General features: G+C 63.8%; 17 protein-coding genes. 9 read left to right on the forward strand and 8 right to left on the reverse strand.

All coding sequences use genetic code 11. The annotated features are described in order from the left end of the window. The first annotated feature begins 118 nt into the window (after positions 1–118). From livH to nhaA, 7 genes are all read left to right on the forward strand, one after another. Entirely contained in the window at positions 119–1,042 is a 924-nt protein-coding gene (gene livH / locus GEV38_RS21385) for a high-affinity branched-chain amino acid ABC transporter permease LivH (protein WP_013973918.1), read from the forward strand. Beyond that, a complete protein-coding gene (locus GEV38_RS21390) occupies positions 1,039–2,295 on the forward strand; it encodes a high-affinity branched-chain amino acid ABC transporter permease LivM (protein WP_015271529.1) in 1,257 nt (418 codons plus the stop codon). Before livH ends, GEV38_RS21390 begins: the two co-directional genes overlap by 4 nt. After that, the gene (gene livG / locus GEV38_RS21395) at positions 2,292–3,059 is read left to right on the forward strand and encodes a high-affinity branched-chain amino acid ABC transporter ATP-binding protein LivG (RefSeq protein WP_013973920.1); all 768 of its coding nucleotides are present in this window, start codon (positions 2,292–2,294) and stop codon (positions 3,057–3,059) included. The genes GEV38_RS21390 and livG overlap by 4 nt, the downstream gene beginning before the upstream one ends. Continuing rightward, positions 3,060–3,761 carry an ABC transporter ATP-binding protein gene (locus tag GEV38_RS21400; protein WP_013973921.1) on the forward strand — a complete coding sequence of 234 codons (702 nt, stop codon included), beginning with the start codon at positions 3,060–3,062 and terminating at the stop codon, positions 3,759–3,761. A 243-nt stretch (positions 3,762–4,004) separates the two neighbouring features. Beyond that, positions 4,005–4,679 carry a COG3650 family protein gene (locus GEV38_RS21405; RefSeq protein ID WP_015271530.1) on the forward strand — a complete coding sequence of 225 codons (675 nt, stop codon included), beginning with the start codon at positions 4,005–4,007 and terminating at the stop codon, positions 4,677–4,679. Between the two features lie 103 nt (positions 4,680–4,782). After that, entirely contained in the window at positions 4,783–6,390 is a 1,608-nt protein-coding gene (locus tag GEV38_RS21410) for an NAD(P)/FAD-dependent oxidoreductase (RefSeq protein WP_015271531.1), read from the forward strand. 249 nt (positions 6,391–6,639) lie between these two features. Next, positions 6,640–7,815 (forward strand): Na+/H+ antiporter NhaA, encoded by a 1,176-nt coding sequence (nhaA, locus tag GEV38_RS21415; protein ID WP_015271532.1) that lies wholly within the window; start codon positions 6,640–6,642, stop codon positions 7,813–7,815. Between the two features lie 69 nt (positions 7,816–7,884). On the opposite strand, the gene GEV38_RS21420 is transcribed toward nhaA, so the two are convergent. Continuing rightward, positions 7,885–8,349: a glycine zipper 2TM domain-containing protein gene (locus GEV38_RS21420; RefSeq protein ID WP_013973925.1), complete on the reverse strand. Its 465-nt coding sequence runs from the start codon at positions 8,347–8,349 to the stop codon at positions 7,885–7,887. 146 nt (positions 8,350–8,495) lie between these two features. On the opposite strand from GEV38_RS21420, the gene GEV38_RS21425 reads away from it, so the two are divergent. Next, a complete protein-coding gene (locus GEV38_RS21425) occupies positions 8,496–8,729 on the forward strand; it encodes a hypothetical protein (protein ID WP_015271533.1) in 234 nt (77 codons plus the stop codon). Positions 8,730–8,769: 40 nt separating this feature from the next. On the opposite strand, the gene pdxH is transcribed toward GEV38_RS21425, so the two are convergent. The 5 genes from pdxH to dinG form a co-directional block, all read right to left on the reverse strand. Further along, positions 8,770–9,417 (reverse strand): pyridoxamine 5'-phosphate oxidase, encoded by a 648-nt coding sequence (gene pdxH, locus GEV38_RS21430; RefSeq protein ID WP_015271534.1) that lies wholly within the window; start codon positions 9,415–9,417, stop codon positions 8,770–8,772. An 18-nt stretch (positions 9,418–9,435) separates the two neighbouring features. Beyond that, positions 9,436–10,413, reverse strand: coding sequence for an OmpA family protein (locus tag GEV38_RS21435; RefSeq protein WP_054573720.1), 978 nt, complete (start codon positions 10,411–10,413; stop codon positions 9,436–9,438). Positions 10,414–10,512: 99 nt separating this feature from the next. Further along, the gene (locus GEV38_RS21440; RefSeq protein WP_054573721.1) at positions 10,513–11,658 is read right to left on the reverse strand and encodes a serine hydrolase domain-containing protein; all 1,146 of its coding nucleotides are present in this window, start codon (positions 11,656–11,658) and stop codon (positions 10,513–10,515) included. Positions 11,659–11,915: 257 nt separating this feature from the next. After that, positions 11,916–14,150, reverse strand: coding sequence for a beta-galactosidase (locus GEV38_RS21445; RefSeq protein WP_054573722.1), 2,235 nt, complete (start codon positions 14,148–14,150; stop codon positions 11,916–11,918). An 81-nt stretch (positions 14,151–14,231) separates the two neighbouring features. Beyond that, a complete protein-coding gene (dinG, locus tag GEV38_RS21450; RefSeq protein WP_013973931.1) occupies positions 14,232–16,376 on the reverse strand; it encodes an ATP-dependent DNA helicase DinG in 2,145 nt (714 codons plus the stop codon). 98 nt (positions 16,377–16,474) lie between these two features. On the opposite strand from dinG, the gene GEV38_RS21455 reads away from it, so the two are divergent. Next, positions 16,475–16,939 (forward strand): CopD family protein, encoded by a 465-nt coding sequence (locus tag GEV38_RS21455; protein ID WP_015271538.1) that lies wholly within the window; start codon positions 16,475–16,477, stop codon positions 16,937–16,939. 151 nt (positions 16,940–17,090) lie between these two features. Here GEV38_RS21455 and GEV38_RS21460 read toward each other — a convergent pair whose 3' ends face one another. Together GEV38_RS21460 and GEV38_RS21465 are read right to left on the reverse strand one after the other, a co-directional pair. Next, positions 17,091–17,849 (reverse strand): hypothetical protein, encoded by a 759-nt coding sequence (locus GEV38_RS21460; protein ID WP_015271539.1) that lies wholly within the window; start codon positions 17,847–17,849, stop codon positions 17,091–17,093. Then, complete coding sequence (locus GEV38_RS21465; protein ID WP_013973933.1) at positions 17,842–18,117, reverse strand: DUF1145 domain-containing protein; 276 nt, start codon at positions 18,115–18,117, stop codon at positions 17,842–17,844. The genes GEV38_RS21460 and GEV38_RS21465 overlap by 8 nt, the downstream gene beginning before the upstream one ends. Positions 18,118–18,215: the final 98 nt, after the last annotated feature.

Here is an 18,215-nt window from a genome sequence, read left to right on the forward strand (position 1 = left end):
TGGGCCTGATCCCCGCGATCCGGGGGCGGGCTCACCTGAAAATCTTAAAACCGTCACCCGCGGTTTCCTGGCCTACCCCCGCCAGCGAAATGCAAATCAGGTTTTTAGGAGCGCTGTAATGCCTGAGATCTACCATTTCTTCCAACAACTGGTTAATGGATTGACCATCGGCAGCACCTATGCCTTGATCGCCATCGGCTACACGATGGTGTACGGCATCATTGGCATGATCAACTTCGCCCACGGCGAGGTGTACATGATCGGTTCCTACGTGGCCTTCATCGCCCTGGCGGGCCTGGCCATGATGGGTATCCATTCGCTGCCTGTCCTGATGACCGTCGCCTTTGTCGCGACGATCTTCGTCACCAGTGCCTATGGCTACAGCATCGAACGGGTTGCCTACCGCCCCCTGCGCAACAGCAACCGCCTGATCCCGCTGATTTCCGCCATCGGCATGTCGATCTTCCTGCAGAACACCGTCCTGCTGTCGCAAGATTCCAAGGACAAGTCCATCCCCAACCTGATCCCCGGAAGCTTCTCGTTCGGGCCAGGCGGCGCGGAGGAAGTACTGATCAGCTACATGCAGATCCTGGTGTTCGTGGTCACCCTGGTGGCCATGACCTGCCTCACCCTGTTCATCTCCCGTTCCCGCCTGGGCCGCGCCTGCCGCGCCTGCGCCGAGGACATCAAGATGGCCAACCTGCTGGGCATCAACACCAACAACATCATCGCCCTCACCTTCGTCATCGGTGCCGCCCTGGCGGCGGTGGCGGCCGTGCTGCTGAGCATGCAGTACGGGGTGATCAACCCCAACGCCGGTTTCCTGGTGGGCCTGAAGGCCTTCACCGCGGCGGTGCTGGGTGGCATTGGCAGCATTCCGGGCGCCATGCTCGGCGGGCTGGTGCTGGGCGTGGCCGAAGCGTTCGGTGCCGATATCTTCGGCGACCAGTACAAGGACGTTGTGGCATTCGGCTTGTTGGTTCTTGTCCTGCTATTCCGGCCGACCGGCATCCTGGGCCGCCCGGAGGTTGAAAAAGTATGAACAGAAATCTCAAACAGGCGTTCTTCAGCGCCTTGCTGGTATGGGCCGTGGCCTTCCCGGTACTGGGCCTGAAACTGAGCATCGATGGCATCAGCCTGGTGGTGCACAGCCAGGGCTCGTTCACCATCGGCATCATCGCCGTGTGTTCGGTGTTGATGTTCCTGCGCGTGCTGTTCGACAAGCAGTGGAGCTCGGTGATGGGCCGCCGCTCGGATCGCAAGCTGATCCCGCCAGCGGTCAGCAACTACCTGACCCTGCCGAAAACCCAGCGCTACGTGATCATGGGCCTGATCGTCGCGGCACTGGTGTGGCCGTTCTTCGGCTCGCGCGGCGCGGTCGACATTGCCACGCTGATCCTGATCTACGTGTTGCTGGGCCTGGGCCTGAACATCGTGGTCGGTTTGGCAGGCCTGCTCGACCTTGGTTACGTCGGCTTCTACGCCGTCGGTGCCTACAGCTACGCCATGCTCTCGCACTACCTGGGCTGGAGCTTCTGGGTATGCCTGCCGATCGCCGGCCTCATGGCCGCTACCTTCGGCTTCCTGCTCGGCTTCCCGGTGCTGCGCCTGCGCGGTGACTACCTGGCGATCGTGACCCTCGGCTTCGGCGAGATCATCCGCCTGTTCCTGCGTAACCTCACCGACTGGACCGGCGGCCCCAACGGCATCAGCAACATTCCCAAGCCGGAGTTCTTCGGCCTGACCTTCGAACGCCGTGCCGCCGAAGGCATGCAGACGTTCCATGAGTTCTTCGGGCTTGAATACAACTCGATCAACAAGGTCATCTTCCTCTATCTGGTGGCCCTGCTGCTGGCCCTGCTGGCGCTGTTCGTGATCAACCGCCTGCTGCGCATGCCGATCGGCCGCGCCTGGGAAGCCCTGCGCGAAGACGAGATCGCCTGCCGCGCTCTGGGCCTGAACCCGACCGTGATCAAGCTGTCGGCATTCACCCTGGGCGCCTGCTTCGCCGGTTTCGCCGGCAGCTTCTTCGCTGCGCGCCAAGGCCTGGTGACGCCGGAGTCGTTCACCTTCATCGAGTCGGCGATCATCCTCGCCATCGTCGTGCTCGGCGGCATGGGCTCACAACTGGGCGTGATCCTCGCGGCCATCGTGATGATCCTGCTGCCCGAGCTGATGCGTGAGTTCAGCGAATACCGGATGCTGATGTTCGGTGCGCTGATGGTGTTGATGATGATCTGGCGTCCGCAAGGCCTGCTGCCTATGCAACGTCCACACATGGAGCTGCGTCGATGAGCCGCGAAATTCTGCAAGTCAGCGGCCTGAGCATGCGCTTCGGCGGCTTGTTGGCGGTCAACGGCGTGGGCCTGACCGTCAAGGAAAAACAGGTGGTGGCACTGATCGGCCCGAACGGCGCCGGCAAGACCACCGTGTTCAACTGCCTGACCGGCTTCTACAAGCCCAGCGGCGGCACCATCCTGCTCGATGGCCAGCCGATCCAGGGCCTGGCCGGGCATCAGATCGCCCGCAAGGGCGTGGTGCGGACATTCCAGAACGTGCGCCTGTTCAAGGAAATGACCGCGCTGGAAAACCTGCTGATCGCCCAGCACCGCCACCTCAACACCAACTTCTTCGCCGGCCTGTTCAAGACCCCAAGCTTCCGCCGCAGCGAGAAGGAGGCCATGGAGCGCGCGCAGTACTGGCTGGAGAAGGTCAACCTGACCGAGTTCGCCAACCGTACCGCCGGCACCCTCGCCTACGGGCAGCAGCGCCGCCTGGAAATCGCCCGCTGCATGATGACCCAACCGCGCATCATCATGCTCGACGAACCGGCTGCGGGCCTGAACCCGAAGGAAACCGAAGACCTCAAGGCGCTGATCGCCTACCTGCGTGAGTCGCACAACGTCACCGTGCTGCTGATCGAGCACGACATGAAGCTGGTGATGAGCATTTCCGACCATATCGTGGTGATCAACCAGGGCACACCCCTGGCCCACGGCACACCGGAAGAGATCCGCGACAACCCTGATGTGATCAAAGCCTACCTGGGGGAAGCGTAAATGCTGAAGTTCGAGAACGTTTCCACCTTCTACGGCAAGATCCAGGCGCTGCACAGCGTCAATGTGGAGATCAACCAGGGTGAGATCGTCACCCTGATCGGCGCCAACGGCGCCGGCAAGTCGACCTTGCTGATGACCTTGTGCGGCTCGCCGCAGGCGCACAGCGGCAGCATCAAGTACCTGGGTGAAGAGCTGGTCGGCCAGCCGTCTTCGCACATCATGCGCAAGAGCATCGCGGTGGTACCGGAAGGCCGCCGCGTGTTCTCCCGCCTGACCGTCGAGGAAAACCTGGCAATGGGTGGTTTCTTCACCGACAAGGGCGATTACCAGGAGCAGCTGGACAAGGTGTTGCAGCTGTTCCCGCGCCTGAAGGAGCGTTATATCCAGCGTGGCGGCACCATGTCCGGTGGCGAGCAGCAGATGCTCGCCATTGGCCGGGCGCTGATGAGCAAGCCCAAGCTGCTGCTGCTCGACGAGCCATCGCTGGGCCTGGCGCCAATCATCATCCAGCAGATCTTCGACATCATCGAACAGCTGCGCCGTGATGGCGTGACGGTGTTCCTGGTGGAGCAGAACGCCAACCAGGCGCTGAAGATCGCTGACCGGGCGTATGTGCTGGAGAACGGCCGGGTGGTGATGCAGGGTACTGGGGAAGCACTGTTGACCGACCCGAAGGTGCGCGACGCGTACCTGGGGGGTTGACCGGGAAAAGGGCCATCTACTGGCCCTTTTTTCTACCTGTCAGAAATGTATTGCCTGTACTGGCCCTATCGCCGGCAAGCCAGCTCCCACAGGTACCCCCACAGTTCCTGAAAGTTGTGGGAGCCTGTGGGAGCTGGCTTGCCGGCGATAGGGCCAGCACAGGCAACCATTAACTTGTGATCCAGCGCCAGCCTGAGTAACGTGGCCGGCTTTCATGGCAAAGATTTCCCCGGAGCCCGCCCCATGCGCCTCACCCCCACCCTGCTGCTCACCGCCCTGCTGCCCTTGTTCGCAGGCTGCCAGCTCATGGCTGACACCCCCAGCGACCCGAACATCGGCACTACGCGCATGCAGGGCGAGCTGCGTGCCGGCGGTGGCCAGCTGCTGTTCAAGCCGTGCAGCGAAAACCGCACTTTCGTGATCAACGACGTCGCCGCAACCGGCATCCTGCAGGAAGCCGCCAACCTCGCCAAGGACGCCAACGACAAACTGTTCGCCGACGTCCGTGGCCGCCTCACCGGCAGCAGGCAGGCCAACAACGACGGCCAGCTTGAAGTTCGCCGCCTGTACCGCCTGGAACCTTCCACCCGCGCCTGTGAAGACCCCAACTTCAAGCAGCTGACCCTGCGCGCCAACGGCCATGAGCCGGAATGGGACATCAAGGCCAGCGGCAAAGGCATGGTGCTCAACCGCGTCGGCCAGGATCCCCTGCCCCTGCCCTTTCTGGAAGAAGAAGTGCCCGGCGGCGGCCTGACCCTGACCAGCGAAGCCAACGGCCAGCACGTGGAGCTGTGGGTCGCGCCACAACGCTGTGTAGACACCGCCACCGGTGCCATCCACCACTTACGTGCCGAACTGCGCATCGACGGCAAGACCCTGCTGGGCTGCGGTTACTATGGCGGTGCACGCGACAACTGATCGCCGGGCGCTTTTATCCTGCCAGTCGGGGCGGCGAACAGCTTATACTTGGCGGTTTGTGTAAAGCCGCCGGCCGCCCATGGCCGGGATACTGGACCCTGCCATGCTACGAATCACCGAACTGAAGCTGCCCCTGGACCATCCCGACGAAGCCCTGCGTGAAGCGATCGTCCAGCGCCTGGGCATCCGCGACGAGCAACTGCTCAGCTTCAACCTGTTCAAGCGCAGCTACGATGCGCGCAAGAAGAACAGCGAACTGCTGTTCATCTACACCATCGACCTGGAAGCCAGCAACGAAGCCGAGCTGCTCAGCAAGTTCGCCGACGATCGCAATATCGGCCCGGCGCCAGACGTAACCTACAAGTTCGTCGGCAAGGCCCCTGCCGATCTGCAGGAGCGCCCGATCGTGGTCGGCTTCGGCCCGTGCGGCATCTTCGCCGGCCTGTTGCTGGCACAGATGGGCTTCAAGCCGATCATCCTCGAGCGCGGCAAGGAAGTACGCCAGCGCACCAAGGACACCTGGGGCCTGTGGCGCAAGAGCGTGCTCAACCCCGAGTCCAACGTGCAGTTCGGCGAAGGCGGCGCCGGTACCTTCTCCGACGGCAAGCTGTACAGCCAGATCAAGGACCCGCAGCACCACGGCCGCAAGGTGCTGGAAGAGTTCGTCAAGGCCGGTGCACCGGACGAGATCCTGTACATCAACAAACCGCACATCGGCACCTTCCGCCTCACCGGCATGGTCGAGCAGATGCGTCAGGACATGATTGCCCTTGGCGCCGAAGTGCGCTTCCAGCAGAAGGTCACCGACCTGCTGATCGAGGATGGGCAACTGACCGGCGTGGTGCTGGAGAGCGGCGAACAGCTGCACTCGCGCCATGTGGTGCTGGCACTGGGCCACAGTGCCCGCGACACCTTCCGCATGCTGCACGCCAAAGGCGTGTACATGGAAGCCAAGCCGTTCTCGGTGGGCTTCCGTATCGAGCACCCGCAAACGCTGATCGACAAGGCTCGCCTAGGCAAGTACGCCGGTCACCCGAAACTCGGTGCCGCCGACTACAAACTGGTGTATCACGCCAAGAATGGCCGCTCTGTGTACAGCTTCTGCATGTGCCCGGGCGGCACCGTGGTCGCAGCAACCAGCGAGCCAGGCCGGGTGGTTACCAACGGCATGAGCCAGTACTCGCGTAACGAGCGCAACGCCAACTCAGGCATCGTCGTCGGCATCGACCCCGAGCGCGATTACCCGGGCGGCCCGCTGGCCGGCATCGAGCTGCAGGAACGCCTGGAAGCCCACGCCTACGTGATGGGCGGCAGCAACTACCAGGCCCCGGCACAGCTGGTGGGTGACTTCGTCGCTGGCCGGCCGTCGACTGCACTGGGCAGTGTCGAGCCGTCCTACAAACCGGGCGTGACCCTGGGCGACCTGGCGCCGAGCCTGCCGGACTTCGCCATCGAAGCCATTCGCGAGGCGCTGCCAGCGTTCGACCGGCAGATCAAGGGCTACAACCTGCATGATGCAGTGCTGACCGGGATCGAGACCCGCACCTCCTCGCCGCTGCGCATTACCCGCGGTGAGGACTTCCAGAGCCTGAACCTCAAGGGGCTGTTCCCGGCGGGTGAAGGGGCCGGGTATGCGGGCGGGATCCTGTCGGCGGGTGTCGATGGGATTCGCATCGCTGAGGCGGTGGCGCGGGATATGCTCGGCCTCTGAGCCTTTTACATGCCAGGGCCTCTTCGCGGGTAAAACCGCGAAAGGGCCACTGCAGACATCAGAAAAATCCACAACAAAGATCAGGCTTCCCCTCCCCACTCCTTCCCCATCTGCGTCTAGGCTTTCCCGCAGCCCAGCCAGCAATACCATATAACAAAAACGAATATGGTTTTTGTTTGAAAGCATATCGCCAAAGGCTAGGGTGTACGCCCGTTCCATTGTCAACTGCTCATGGAGAGCCTATAGCCCGTGCGTAGCCTGTTCACCCGCTTCTTCCAGCTCGAAGCCGCCAGTGGCCTGTTGCTGATCGCTGCGGCCATCCTGGCCCTGATAATCAATAACTCGCCGCTGTCCTACCTGTACAGCGGCCTGCTCGACGTTCCCGTCGCCGTTCAGGTCGGTGCGCTGCACATCGCCAAACCGCTGTTGCTTTGGATCAACGACGGCCTGATGGCCCTGTTCTTCCTGCTGATCGGCCTGGAGGTCAAGCGCGAGGTAGTCGACGGCCACCTGTCCAAGCCCTCCCAGGTAATCCTGCCAGCCACCGCCGCCGTGGGCGGCATGGTGATACCGGCACTGATCTACTGGTTCATCAACCGTGACAACCCTGCCGCCATAGCCGGCTGGGCTATCCCCACAGCCACCGACATCGCCTTCGCCCTCGGCGTACTGGCCCTGCTGGGCAAGCGCGTGCCGGTGTCGCTGAAACTGTTCCTGATGACCCTGGCGATCATCGACGACCTGGGTGCGATCATCGTCATTGCCCTGTTCTACTCGGGCACCCTGTCGAGCATGTCGCTGCTGCTGGCTGCCGCCTGCCTGGTATTGCTGGTGTCGATGAATCGGCTTGGCGTGGTCAAGCTTGGGCCCTACATGGTCGTTGGCCTGATCCTGTGGGTCTGCGTGCTCAAGAGCGGCGTGCATGCCACCCTGGCCGGCGTCGCCCTGGCCCTGTGCATCCCGCTGCGCACGCGCCATGCCGAACGCTCACCACTGCTTGCCCTGGAACAAGCCCTGCATCCTTGGGTTGCCTACGCCATCCTGCCGCTGTTCGCTTTCGCCAACGCCGGTGTATCGCTGTCAGGCGTGACCTTAGAAAGCTTCACCCACCCGGTGCCACTGGGCATCGCCGTGGGGCTGTTGCTGGGCAAGACCGTGGGTGTCTTCGGCCTGACATGGGTCGCGGTCAAGCTGCGCCTGGCCGCACTGCCTGCAGGCGCCAGTTGGGGGCAATTGCTGGGTGTGGCGATACTTTGCGGTATCGGCTTCACCATGAGCCTGTTCGTCGGCTCGCTCGCCTTTGTGCCTGGAAGCAGTGATTACGCCGGGATGGACCGCATGGGTATTCTCACCGGATCGTTCTTCGCCGCCGTGTTCGGCTATGCAGTAACCGCCATGGCCAGCCGCAAGTCCAACGTCGGCTGACCTGGCCGCAGCATGAAAAAACCCCGACTGGCGAGCGCCATGTCGGGGTTTTTTCTTGTTGGGCTACGGTCAGTGCGTGACGCGGCTGGTGCCATCGACGGTCATGATGCGCACGCGGTCGCCAACGCGGAAGATCTCGTTCTGCTGCACGGCCTGCACATAGGCACGCATGCTGCCATCGTCCTCACGCACGGTGATCTCGACACCCTGGGTACGGGTCAGGCCCTCTTCGGCGGCGGAACCGGCCAGGCCACCGGCAACGGCACCGATCACGGCGGCGACGATGCTGCCACGGCCACCACCCACGGCGCTCCCGGCCACGCCACCCACGATGGCGCCAGCACCGCCACCGATCGGGGTCTTGGTGCCTTCGATCTTGACCGGACGCAGGGACTCGATAGTGCCCATGCGCACAGTTTGCACGCGGCGGGCCTCATCACGGGAGTAGCTGTCACCGGTCAGGCTCGAGGCACAGCCACCCAGCAACAGCGACATGGTGGTAAAGGTCGCCACCAGCAAAGCGGATTTACGCATGGGTAAGGTCTCCATAAGTCAGGTGCTCATTAGACGCTGCACGTTGACGGCTGTCACGGTACAAACGTAATAAAATTGTTTTCATTCAGCCAAGGGACAGCCTGCACGGCTGTGTCGAGGCCTTTCAAGTGAGACCAAGGATAGCCATGGATTACTTCATCGTCGTGGTCACCACCGTTGCGGGGCTGTATTTCCACTGGTGGCTGTATGTGCGCATGCGCCGCTGGATGGACCGTGACCTGGCGTTGTCGCTGGCAGGGGCGGACCCGGAAAAACGCGCGTATATGCTGCAAAGGCTGGAGCAGGCGCGGGTGGAGAAGGTGGGGCGCAAGCAGTTGGCGGGGTGGTTGGAACGGCAGGCTACAGGGTATCCGGGGTAGCCTGATGGAGCGCCGGGGCCGCAAAGCGGCCCCGACAAACTCAGGGCGCCAACCGCTCCCGCAGCCATTGCCCGTCCACCAGCCGGTAGTTCAGTCGGTCATGCAGGCGGCTGGCCCGCCCCTGCCAGAACTCGATGCGCTCAGGTAGCAAACGATACCCACCCCAATGCTCCGGACAATGCGGCTGGGTGTCGGAAAAGCGCGCCTCAGTGGCCTTGACCAGTCCCTCCAGCTCCTCACGACCGGCAATCACCTGGCTCTGTGGCGAAGCCCAAGCACCCAGGCGGCTACCCAGCGGGCGCACCTGGTAGTAGGCGTCAGACTCCTGGGGGGTGACCTTTTCCACCCGCCCTTCGATGCGCACCTGGCGCTCCAGCGCCGGCCAGAAGAAGGTCATGGCGGCGAAAGGGTTGACCAGCAGTTGCTGGCCCTTGGCACTATCGTAGTTGGTGAAGAAAGTGAAGCCACGCTCATCGAGCCCCTTCAGCAACAAGATACGGCAGTGCGGGCGGCCTTCACCGTCGACAGTGGCCAAGGTCATGGCGTTGGCTTCCACCGGCACCTGCTCGGTTTTCACCGCTTCGGCGAACCACTGGTGGAACAGGGCGAACGGCTCTCCCGGGGCCTGGGATTCGGCCAGGCCATCACGGGTGTAGTCGCGGCGCATATCGGCCAGGGATTGGGTCATTGCTGCGTTCCTTGACGATCAGTTGGTCTTCGCAGGGCTGTTGGCAGCTACTTTCTTTTCAGTGGTAGCTTTCTTGGCAACCGGCTTGGCCGGTGCAGCTTTTTTCTTGGCCGTGGTCTTGGCTGGCGCCTTGGCCTTGGCTTTGGTCACAGGCTTCTTCGCCGCAGCCTTGATGGCCGGCTTGCTGTCGGCAGGCTTGGCAGCAGGTGCTTTGACATCTTGCACCGCCACCATTGGCGCGCGCGCCGGGGCGGCTTGCTGGTACTTGGCCAGCAGGGCGACCATGGTGTTCTGCGGGGTCAACAGCATTTCCACACGGCGGTTCAGGGCACGGCCCTCGGCGCTGTCGTTGGCGGCGCGCGGCATTTCCGAGCCCATGCCCTTGAGGTTCAGACGGTCACGCTGCAGGCCGCTGAGGCGGAAGATGGCCGACACCGAAGCGGCGCGCTCCAGGCTTAGCTTCTGGTTGGCGGCAGCGACCCCGCTGCTGTCGGCATGGCCGAGCACCAGCACAGCGGTCTTGGCATCGCCTTCGACAGTCTTGGCCACACGAGTAATCGGGCCCAGGGTCATCGGCAGCAGCATGTTCGGACGATCGGGGTTGTACGAACTGTCCACCGGGATGGTTACGGCCAGCACGTTGTCACGACGCTCCAGCTCCAGCTTGCTGCCCTTGATCGCCTCACGCAGCTTTGGCTCGTACTCGTCCAGCCAGGCCTGGGTGGCCTTCTGGTCGACCTTCGGCACCACCGGCCCCTTGGCCTGCTTCTCTTCACCGCCGAACGGCCACCACCAACGGCTGGCGTTGTCGGACTTGGCGTCGGCCTTGGCCACATTTTCCGTGACGGCTTGCTTCACTTCCTGCTCGGCAACCTTGTCCGAACCGAAGGGCCACCAGCTAGAGGTGCTGTCCTTCGAGCCGTCCTGGGGGTGACTGGCGCAGCCGGTAACGGCGGTCAGGCACAGGGCGAGTGCTAAGGTTTTGTGTGAAGACATCAGCGATACACCATGAAATAGAAAGAAATTTTGCTTACGCCCTTCAGGCGTTGGCATTGAGGATAGTCAAAGGGCTGGGGCAATACCCGCATTACCCGATCAAAGGCAATTGGCAAGGACGCGTACCAGTTTCTGGGCTCGCGGGTCCATGAGCACATAAGGGCCAAGGGTATTGACCACGAAACCGAAGGCCACATCGTGTTCCGGGTCAGCGAAACCAACCGAGCCGCCGGCGCCTGGGTGGCCGAAGGCGCGGGCCCCGAGGCCGAACGTGGCATTGGCCACGTCTGGCTGGTCGAGCATGCAGCCCAGGCCAAAACGGGTCTGGGTGAGCAGGGTGCGATCCTGGCCGAGGCTGTGCTCACGGGTGAGTTCGTCGAGCAGCTCTGATTCGAGCAGGCTACCGTCCAACAGCCCGGCATAGAAGCCCGCCAGGCTGCGCGCATTGCCATGGCCATTGGCCGCTGGCTGCTGCATGCGCCGCCACTCCGGCTTGTTGGTACTGGTCAGGATCGCCGGCGGGTTGGTGAAGGCACGGGTCGACAGGGCCTCGGGCTCGCGCATGGTCACCTGCAGCAGGCGCTGAGCCGCAGCGTCCCCGGCGTTGCCCTTGCCACGGGCGATATGCGCTACGCGATGAAACTCATCGTCCGCCAGGCCGATATGAAAATCCAGCCCCAACGGCCGAGCGGTACGGGCCACGATCGAGTCGCCGGGGCCACGGCCGTCGGCACGGCGGATCAGCTCGCCAATCAGCCAGCCGTAGGTAATTGCGGCATAGCCATGCTCGGTGCCGGGTGTCCACCAGGGCGTTTCGGCAGCCAGCGCATCGACCATGGCCTGCCAGTCATACAGTGCCTCGGCCGGCAGCAGCTCACGGATGGCCGGCAAGCCGGCGCGGTGGCTGAGCAGCTGGCGCAGGGTAATCGTCTGTTTGCCTGCCTGGGCGAACTCGGGCCAGTAGTTGGCCACCGGCGCATCAAGCGCCAGCTTGCCCTCGCCGACCAGTTGCAGGGCGGTGACAGCGGTGAAGGTCTTGGTGCAGGAAAACAGGTTGGCGATGGTATCGCTGTGCCAGGCCTGCTGGCCGTCCTTGTCGGCACTGCCAGCCCACAGGTCGACCACGGTTTCGCCACCAACCTGGATGCACAGCGCGGCGCCACGCTCCTGGGGATCATCGAACAGCGCGGCGAAGGCTTCGCGCACTGCTTCGAACTTCAGCTCATAGTGACCCTGGATCTGCACCCGCTGTTCTCCGTACGACCAATTCCGAAAATGGTGTGCATTGTTTCAGTAGTTGCGTGTTTTGCAAACTGGCTTGGGCCAAGTGGTCGCGACGAATGGCAGCCAGGACGAACGGTGCCCCTGTAGGAGCGGCCTTGCGTCGCGATGGGCTGCGCAGCAGCCCCGGTAATTTGTGCATTGCGGCTGAGATCCTGGGGCTGCTGTGCAGCCCATCGCGACACAAGGCCGCTCCTACACAAGACCGCGTCAGCCGGTTGCTAGGGCGCCGGTTTTTCCAGTTGGACGCGCAGCTGGCTCATTGCCTGCAAGTTGCTCTTGCGCACGGCATCGACAAACCCCGGGTATGGCATATCGGTGATCGCCACCAACCCTAGGTGACCGTTCTCGCCATCGAGCAGGCGGCCGCTGGCCGGCTGGTCGAGGTACTGGAACCAGTGCGCGCCAACGATCATCGGCTGCGCCAGGGCCGCCTTGAGGAAGTTGCCGTAGGCCGGGCCACGGTCCTCTTCCCGCGCCACTTCCAGCGGCCCCGGCCAGAACGGCCCGCGATCGCGCGAGCCGAACTGGAACTCGGACACCAACACCGGCTTGTCCAGCTCGGCCAGGCGGGTGAAGTCGTAGCCATCCTGCGGCTTGAGGGTATAGAAGTTGAAGCTGAGCACATCGCAGAACTCGGCGCAGGCCTTGACCGCCTCCGGCGTGCTGACGGCATAGCGGCCACCCAGCAGCAAGTGATTGGGCGCATGCCACTTCAACGAGTCGGCAATGGTCCTGAAGTAGGTTTCGGCGAACACCTGCTGGAAGTGCTGGTAGTCACGCTCGATTTCCGGGTGCTCCGGGTTCGGCAACGGTGCCTCGAAACCCGGGTCCTCCATCAGTTCCCAGGCGCTCAGCTCGATGCCCCAGGCCTTGGACAACCCTTCCTGGTTGCGGTACTTGTCACGCAGTTGCTTGAGGAAGGCGCGCTTGGCCGGTACGTCGGTAGTCAGGCGCAAGGTTCCGTAGGCCAGGCCGTAACGCGCCTTTGGGTCGCTACCGGGGGCGGCCCAGGCCAGTTCGTTGTCGGCGAAATAGCCGATCAGCCAGGGGTCGTCACGGTGATCGCGGGCGGCAATGGCCACGGCGCGCTCGGTGGCCATGGCAAAACGCGGGTCGAACGGGTCGGGCATGCGGCCCCACCAGTCCATGCCAGTGCTGATGCTGGCGTAATCCCCCACGATCGATAGCGGCAAGGTGTACGGCATGCGCCTGGTCTGGCCCAGGGCCGGTTCGCTCCAGTTGCCGACCGTGTTGAAACCCCAGGCCTGCAGGCGGTCGAGCGCATGCGCCTTCCAGCGGGCGGTATCCAGCGCCAATGGTGGGCAGCTTGCTGGCTGCCCCTCTACCGCGGGCGGGCAGGGTTTGCCATAGGTGCGCTGCAGGTTGGCGGCATAGAAATCGAACCAGCGCCCCTGCTTGAAGTTGCGACCTTGCGACGAGGGGTTGCCATCGTCGTTGTTGCCATCACCATAGAATGCGGCCAGTGCATCCCCCTCAACCGGCAACCCCTTGAACATCCCCTCACGCCCGGCGACGTAGGTACGCCCGCCATCCGCGGCGACGGCATTCACCCCCAGGGAATAGAACGGATGCCCCTCGGGCGTTACCAGGTACCAGCGGCCGTCACGCTTTTCGGTGCGGAAGAAGCCTTTGGCCTCGAACGCCGGCCCGGCCAGCAGGCCTCCGTAAGCGTCCAGCTGCTGCTTGCCACGCTCTGCCAGCCAGCCTTTGAGCTGTTGCTGCTCGCGTACATCGGCCGCCTTGAGCTGCTCGTCATTGGTAACCTTTTCTGGCCAATGGCCGCGGGTGGACTGGCCATAGGCATCGATCAGTTCCTGGTAGGCCGCCTTGTATGCCTGGTCGTCATCCTGGATGCCCACCCGCTCGATCAGCAGGTTCTGCGCCACCTTGGGGTTGGGGATACTCAGGCTGACCGACGTCACCTGCTTGAGGTCGACCGCACCCGCGCTGCTGGTCAGCAGCAGGCGCTGGCCGCCATGGTTCCAGGGCATGGGCGGGCCGGCGCGCATGCCTTGGCTCAATGGCGAACTGGCCGTCAGCGGTACCATCACGGTTTGTGCAGGACCGGCCGGAAGGTCGATGCGGCTGGTCAACGTGCGCCCATCACTGCCCTGCACCACCACGTCCACGGTCAGCGCCCAATCCATCGCGCTTTGCAGGCGCAAAGTCAGGAACTGACCGCCGGACCAGTCCCACACACCGCTTTGCGGGCTCAGGCGCAGGGTCGGCCGCTCGGCCGGGTTGAACACCACGCGCCGCAACACTTCACCTTCGGCCGTCTGCTCCGCGTTGTACTGCGGCATGCCGGCATCCTCGGTCGCCACATTGACCACCGAGGCCGGGCGCACGAAGCTGAAAAGCGTCTGCTGCCCAGCCAGCAACGGCGAGCTGAACAACAGGGCAAAAACGGCGGGCAGGGTACGGCGGACCATAAGGCTGGGGCTCTCCTTCAGGGCCCTCATGGCCCACGACTGAGTAATGGACAACGCACCGGAGCAAGTGTGCTCCGGCGGTCAGGAAATCTCCCGCCGGAACGGCGGCAGCGCATTGAGAATAGCCTTGCCGTAGCGCTGGGTGACCAGGCGCCGGTCAAGCAAGGTGATAACACCGCGGTCCTGTTCGGTTCGCAGCAGGCGGCCGCAGGCCTGGATCAGCCGCAGCGAGGCATCGGGCACGGCAATTTCCATGAACGGGTTGCCGCCGCGAGCTTCGATCCACTCGGCCAACGCCGCTTCGACCGGATCATCAGGCACGGCAAAAGGAATCTTGGCGATAACCACGTGCTCGCAGTAGGCACCCGGCAGGTCGACACCCTCGGCAAAGCTGGCCAGGCCGAACAGCACGCTGTGCTGGCCATCGTCGACCCGTGCCTTGTGCTTGTTCAGGGTTTCCTGCTTGGACAGGTTGCCTTGGATCAGCACTAGCTTGCGCCAGTCACGGTCCAGGCCATCGAACACGTCCTGCATCTGCTTGCGCGAGGAGAACAGCACCAGCGCGCCACGGGCATCTTCGACGATGTTCGGCAGTTCGCGGATGATCGCTGCGGTATGCGCCGCAGCATCGCGCGGGTCGGCCTTTAGGTCGGGGACCCGCAGCAGGCCGGCATCGCCATGCACGAACGGGCTGGGCACCACGCAAGTGACCGCGTCACGGGGCAACCCCGAGCGCATGCGGAAGCGGTCGAACTTGCCCAGCGCAGTCAGCGTCGCCGAGGTCACCAGTGCGCCATGTGCCACGCTCCACAGGCTGCGGCGAAGCATTTCGGCGGCCAGGATGGGGCTGGCATTGACTTCGATGTCGAACAGCGCACCGCTCTCGGCCAGGGTCAGCCAACGGGCCATGGGTGGGCTGTCTTCCGGATCTTCGGCGGTAAAGGCCGTCCACAGTTCCCAGTTGCCCTGGGCACGGGTGACCAGGCTACCGAACAGCGGGTACCACTCCTCGGCCTGGTGGCTGGCGATGCCGATGTTGACCTCACCGTCCATGCCTTCCTTGAGCAGGTCGGCCAAGCGGGTGAACAGGTCGTTGAGGCGGGCAAAGCCTTTTTTCAGCTCGATGCCCACTTCGCGAATCTGCTCCGGCACCACGCCGCCTTCAAAGCGGTAGCGCGGGCGCTCACGGCCTTCGTTGTCCTCGCTGGGGCGGAAGTCGGCAACCTGCTCGCACAGGGTGAACATGAACTGCTGCTGGGTGCGCACTTCCCGCGCAAGCTCCGGCACCTGCTCGATGTACTTGCCCAGGTCACCGGGCAGCGGGTGCTGGGCCAGCAGCTTGGTCAGGTTCTTGGCGGTCTGCTCCAGCCAGTCGGCAGTAGAGCGCAGGCGCGAATAGTGGGCGAAATGGCCGATAGCCTTGTCCGGCAGGTGGTGGCCTTCGTCGAACACGTACATGGTGTCGCGCGGGTCGGGCAATACCGCGCCGCCGCCCAGGGCCAGGTCGGCCAGCACCATGTCGTGGTTGGTGACGATCACGTCGACCTTGCCCATGCCTTCGCGGGCCTTGTAGAACACGCACTGCTGGAAGTTCGGGCAATGACGGCCGGTACACTGGCTGTGGTCGGTGGTCAGGCGCGCCCAGTCCTGGTCTTCCAGGGCTTCGGGCCAGCTGTCGCGGTCACCGTCCCAGCGGTTGCCGGCAAGCTTCTCGATCATGCTGTTGAACAGCTTCTGGCTGCGCTCGTCGACTTCGATGTGGAAGCCTTCTTCCTCGAACAGCTGGGCGGTGGCCGACTGGGCGTGGCCCTCCTGCAGCAGGATGTCGAGCTTGGACAGGCACAGGTAGCGGCCACGGCCCTTGGCCAGGGCGAAGCTGAAGTTCAGCCCGCTGCTGCGCATCAGGTCGGGCAGGTCCTTGAAGACAATCTGCTCCTGCAGCGCCACGGTGGCGGTGGCGATCACCAAACGCTTGCCGGCGGCCTTGGCGGCCGGAATGGCAGCCAGGCTGTAGGCCACCGTCTTGCCGGTACCGGTGCCCGCCTCCACTGCCACCACGGCAGGCTCGCCGGCACGGCGGCCTTCTTCGTCGCAGGCGATGTCGCCGAGCACCTTGGCCACTTCGGCGATCATCAGGCGCTGGCCATAGCGCGGCTTGAGGCTCTTGGCTTCGAGAAAACGCGTATAGGCGCCCTGGATGGTGGCTTTGAGTTCGTTGCTGATCATGGTCTGCAGGCGCCCGGAGGGCTGGATATATTTTCAGTGTTTCGCATGGGGCGGCTATCATACCCCGCTATTGCCCTTTATGCCGCATGGAGATCCGGATGCTTGCCTTTGCCCTGCCCTACACACTGCATGTCCTGGCCGCCCTGGTGTGGGTCGGCGGCATGTTCTTCGCCTGGCTGGTGCTGCGCCCGGCAACGGTTGCAGCCCTTGAAGGGCCTGCCCGGCTGCGCTTGTGGGTGGAAGTTTTCCGACGCTTCTTCGGTTGGGTCTGGCTGGCAGTGGCGATTTTGGCGATAAGTGGTATCGGCATGTTGCACATGCGCTTCAGCGGCTTCGAGACTGCACCGAAATATGTGCAGGTGATGATCGGTGGGGGCATCGCCATGTTTGCCCTGTTCATGCGCATCCAGGCGCTGCTGCTGCCGGAATTGAGGGGGGCAGTGCAGGCCGAGGACTGGCCGGCGGGTGCGGCAGTGCTGGGACGGATTCGGCGGATGGTGGGGATCAACCTGCTGCTCGGTCTGGCGGTGGTAGCCGTGGCCAGTTCGCGGCTGATGCTCTGACAGGATCTGCTCGGCCCCTGTAGGAGCGGCCTTGTGTCGCGATGGGCTGCGCAGCAGCCCCGGCAATTTGTGCGAAGGCGCTGAAATCCTGGGGCTGCTGCGCAGCCCATCGCGACACAAGGCCGCTCCTACAGGGGGGCGCGGCAAGGCTTCAGAGGCGCTGCAGAATCAGCTCACCTACAGCGCCGGCCAACCCAGGTTGGCCCGGCTGCCCCGGCCGGCCGTTGGCGCCGGCGTCTGTGCGGTAAACCAGGCAACCCTTGCTAGCGCCGCCCTTGCCGGCCTTGCCAGCAGCCCCGGCCTTGCCCGGTGCGCCGCCGTCCAGGCGGACCACGATGCGTTCCTGCGGGAAGCCCTGCGGCACGCTCAGGCGGATGCGCCCACCCGGCGCGCCATCGTGCCCGTTGCCGCCGTCATCGCCGTTGGCACCGCGGCTGGCCTGGCCCCAGGTGCAGCCACCGGCCTGGCCGTTGGCGCCATCCAGCCCCACGTACCCCGGCGCACCGGCACCGCCACGGGCATCGATGGCCAGGCGCTCGGCATCCACTTCAGCCAGTTTCAGGTCCAGGCTGCGGCCTGACCGGGCCCCCCGCTGGTAAGTACCCGCCGCTCCCGGCGCACTGAATTCGCTACCCTCACCCAGCCGCGCACTGCGCGCCTCGATCAGCAACGGGCTATCGGAAGGTGCAATGGCGATACGCGCATCGCGCCCCAGCTCCAGCTGGTCGACCTTCAATTCCGCGAGCGTGGCAGGCAGCAGCAGGGTTGCGGCATCGGCGACACGCAACTGTGCCAGGTGCACGCTGGCAGACTTGTCGGGCAGGCGCAGCATGGAATTGGCAGCGACCTCCAGGCTTTCGGCCTGGGCCAGGGGAGCGGCCAACATGGCCAATAACATCAGATTACGCATTTCGCGGCGCCTCCTGCACACGGGGGATGGACATGACATGGAAGATACCCGTCAACAGGATCTGCAAACGATCGAACCAGCGGTGGCTGCGGCCGCGCAAGCTGCCATTGAAGAACAGCACTTCAAGCAGGTGCAGGCCCAGCAAGGTGATGCCGGCGGCGTTGATCAGCAGGTTGAAGGGCAAGGGTTGTGGCATGAACTGATTGAACAGCACCACCCCCCAGAAAGCGACAGTCAGGACCTTGCCCAAGCCCAGGATGAACTTCATATCCCGCCCCCATGGATTGTTGTTATGTCGAGACGGCCCGTTCGAGCGGGCCGTGCGACCAACATTAACTGCAATGCCCGGACAGGCGCCAGCACCAC

The organism is Pseudomonas sp. 13159349 (assembly GCF_013305685.1).
In the GTDB taxonomy this organism is placed as follows: Bacteria; Pseudomonadota; Gammaproteobacteria; order Pseudomonadales; family Pseudomonadaceae; genus Aquipseudomonas; species Aquipseudomonas asiatica.

What these genes read in the sequence shown, in the direction of transcription:
- livH (WP_013973918.1), top strand. Translation starts at nt 119, where the DNA reads ATGCCTGAGATCTACCATTTCTTCCAACAACTGGTTAATGGATTGACC.
- pdxH (WP_015271534.1), bottom strand. Translation starts at nt 9,417, where the DNA reads ATGACCCAATCCCTGGCCGATATGCGCCGCGACTACACCCGTGATGGC.
- GEV38_RS21445 (WP_054573722.1), bottom strand. Translation starts at nt 14,150, where the DNA reads ATGGTCCGCCGTACCCTGCCCGCCGTTTTTGCCCTGTTGTTCAGCTCG.
- GEV38_RS21425 (WP_015271533.1), top strand. Translation starts at nt 8,496, where the DNA reads ATGGATTACTTCATCGTCGTGGTCACCACCGTTGCGGGGCTGTATTTC.
- dinG (WP_013973931.1), bottom strand. Translation starts at nt 16,376, where the DNA reads ATGATCAGCAACGAACTCAAAGCCACCATCCAGGGCGCCTATACGCGT.
- GEV38_RS21390 (WP_015271529.1), top strand. Translation starts at nt 1,039, where the DNA reads ATGAACAGAAATCTCAAACAGGCGTTCTTCAGCGCCTTGCTGGTATGG.
- GEV38_RS21460 (WP_015271539.1), bottom strand. Translation starts at nt 17,849, where the DNA reads ATGCGTAATCTGATGTTATTGGCCATGTTGGCCGCTCCCCTGGCCCAG.
- GEV38_RS21410 (WP_015271531.1), top strand. Translation starts at nt 4,783, where the DNA reads ATGCTACGAATCACCGAACTGAAGCTGCCCCTGGACCATCCCGACGAA.
- GEV38_RS21465 (WP_013973933.1), bottom strand. Translation starts at nt 18,117, where the DNA reads ATGAAGTTCATCCTGGGCTTGGGCAAGGTCCTGACTGTCGCTTTCTGG.
- GEV38_RS21405 (WP_015271530.1), top strand. Translation starts at nt 4,005, where the DNA reads ATGCGCCTCACCCCCACCCTGCTGCTCACCGCCCTGCTGCCCTTGTTC.
- livG (WP_013973920.1), top strand. Translation starts at nt 2,292, where the DNA reads ATGAGCCGCGAAATTCTGCAAGTCAGCGGCCTGAGCATGCGCTTCGGC.
- GEV38_RS21400 (WP_013973921.1), top strand. Translation starts at nt 3,060, where the DNA reads ATGCTGAAGTTCGAGAACGTTTCCACCTTCTACGGCAAGATCCAGGCG.
- GEV38_RS21435 (WP_054573720.1), bottom strand. Translation starts at nt 10,413, where the DNA reads ATGTCTTCACACAAAACCTTAGCACTCGCCCTGTGCCTGACCGCCGTT.
- GEV38_RS21420 (WP_013973925.1), bottom strand. Translation starts at nt 8,349, where the DNA reads ATGCGTAAATCCGCTTTGCTGGTGGCGACCTTTACCACCATGTCGCTG.
- GEV38_RS21455 (WP_015271538.1), top strand. Translation starts at nt 16,475, where the DNA reads ATGCTTGCCTTTGCCCTGCCCTACACACTGCATGTCCTGGCCGCCCTG.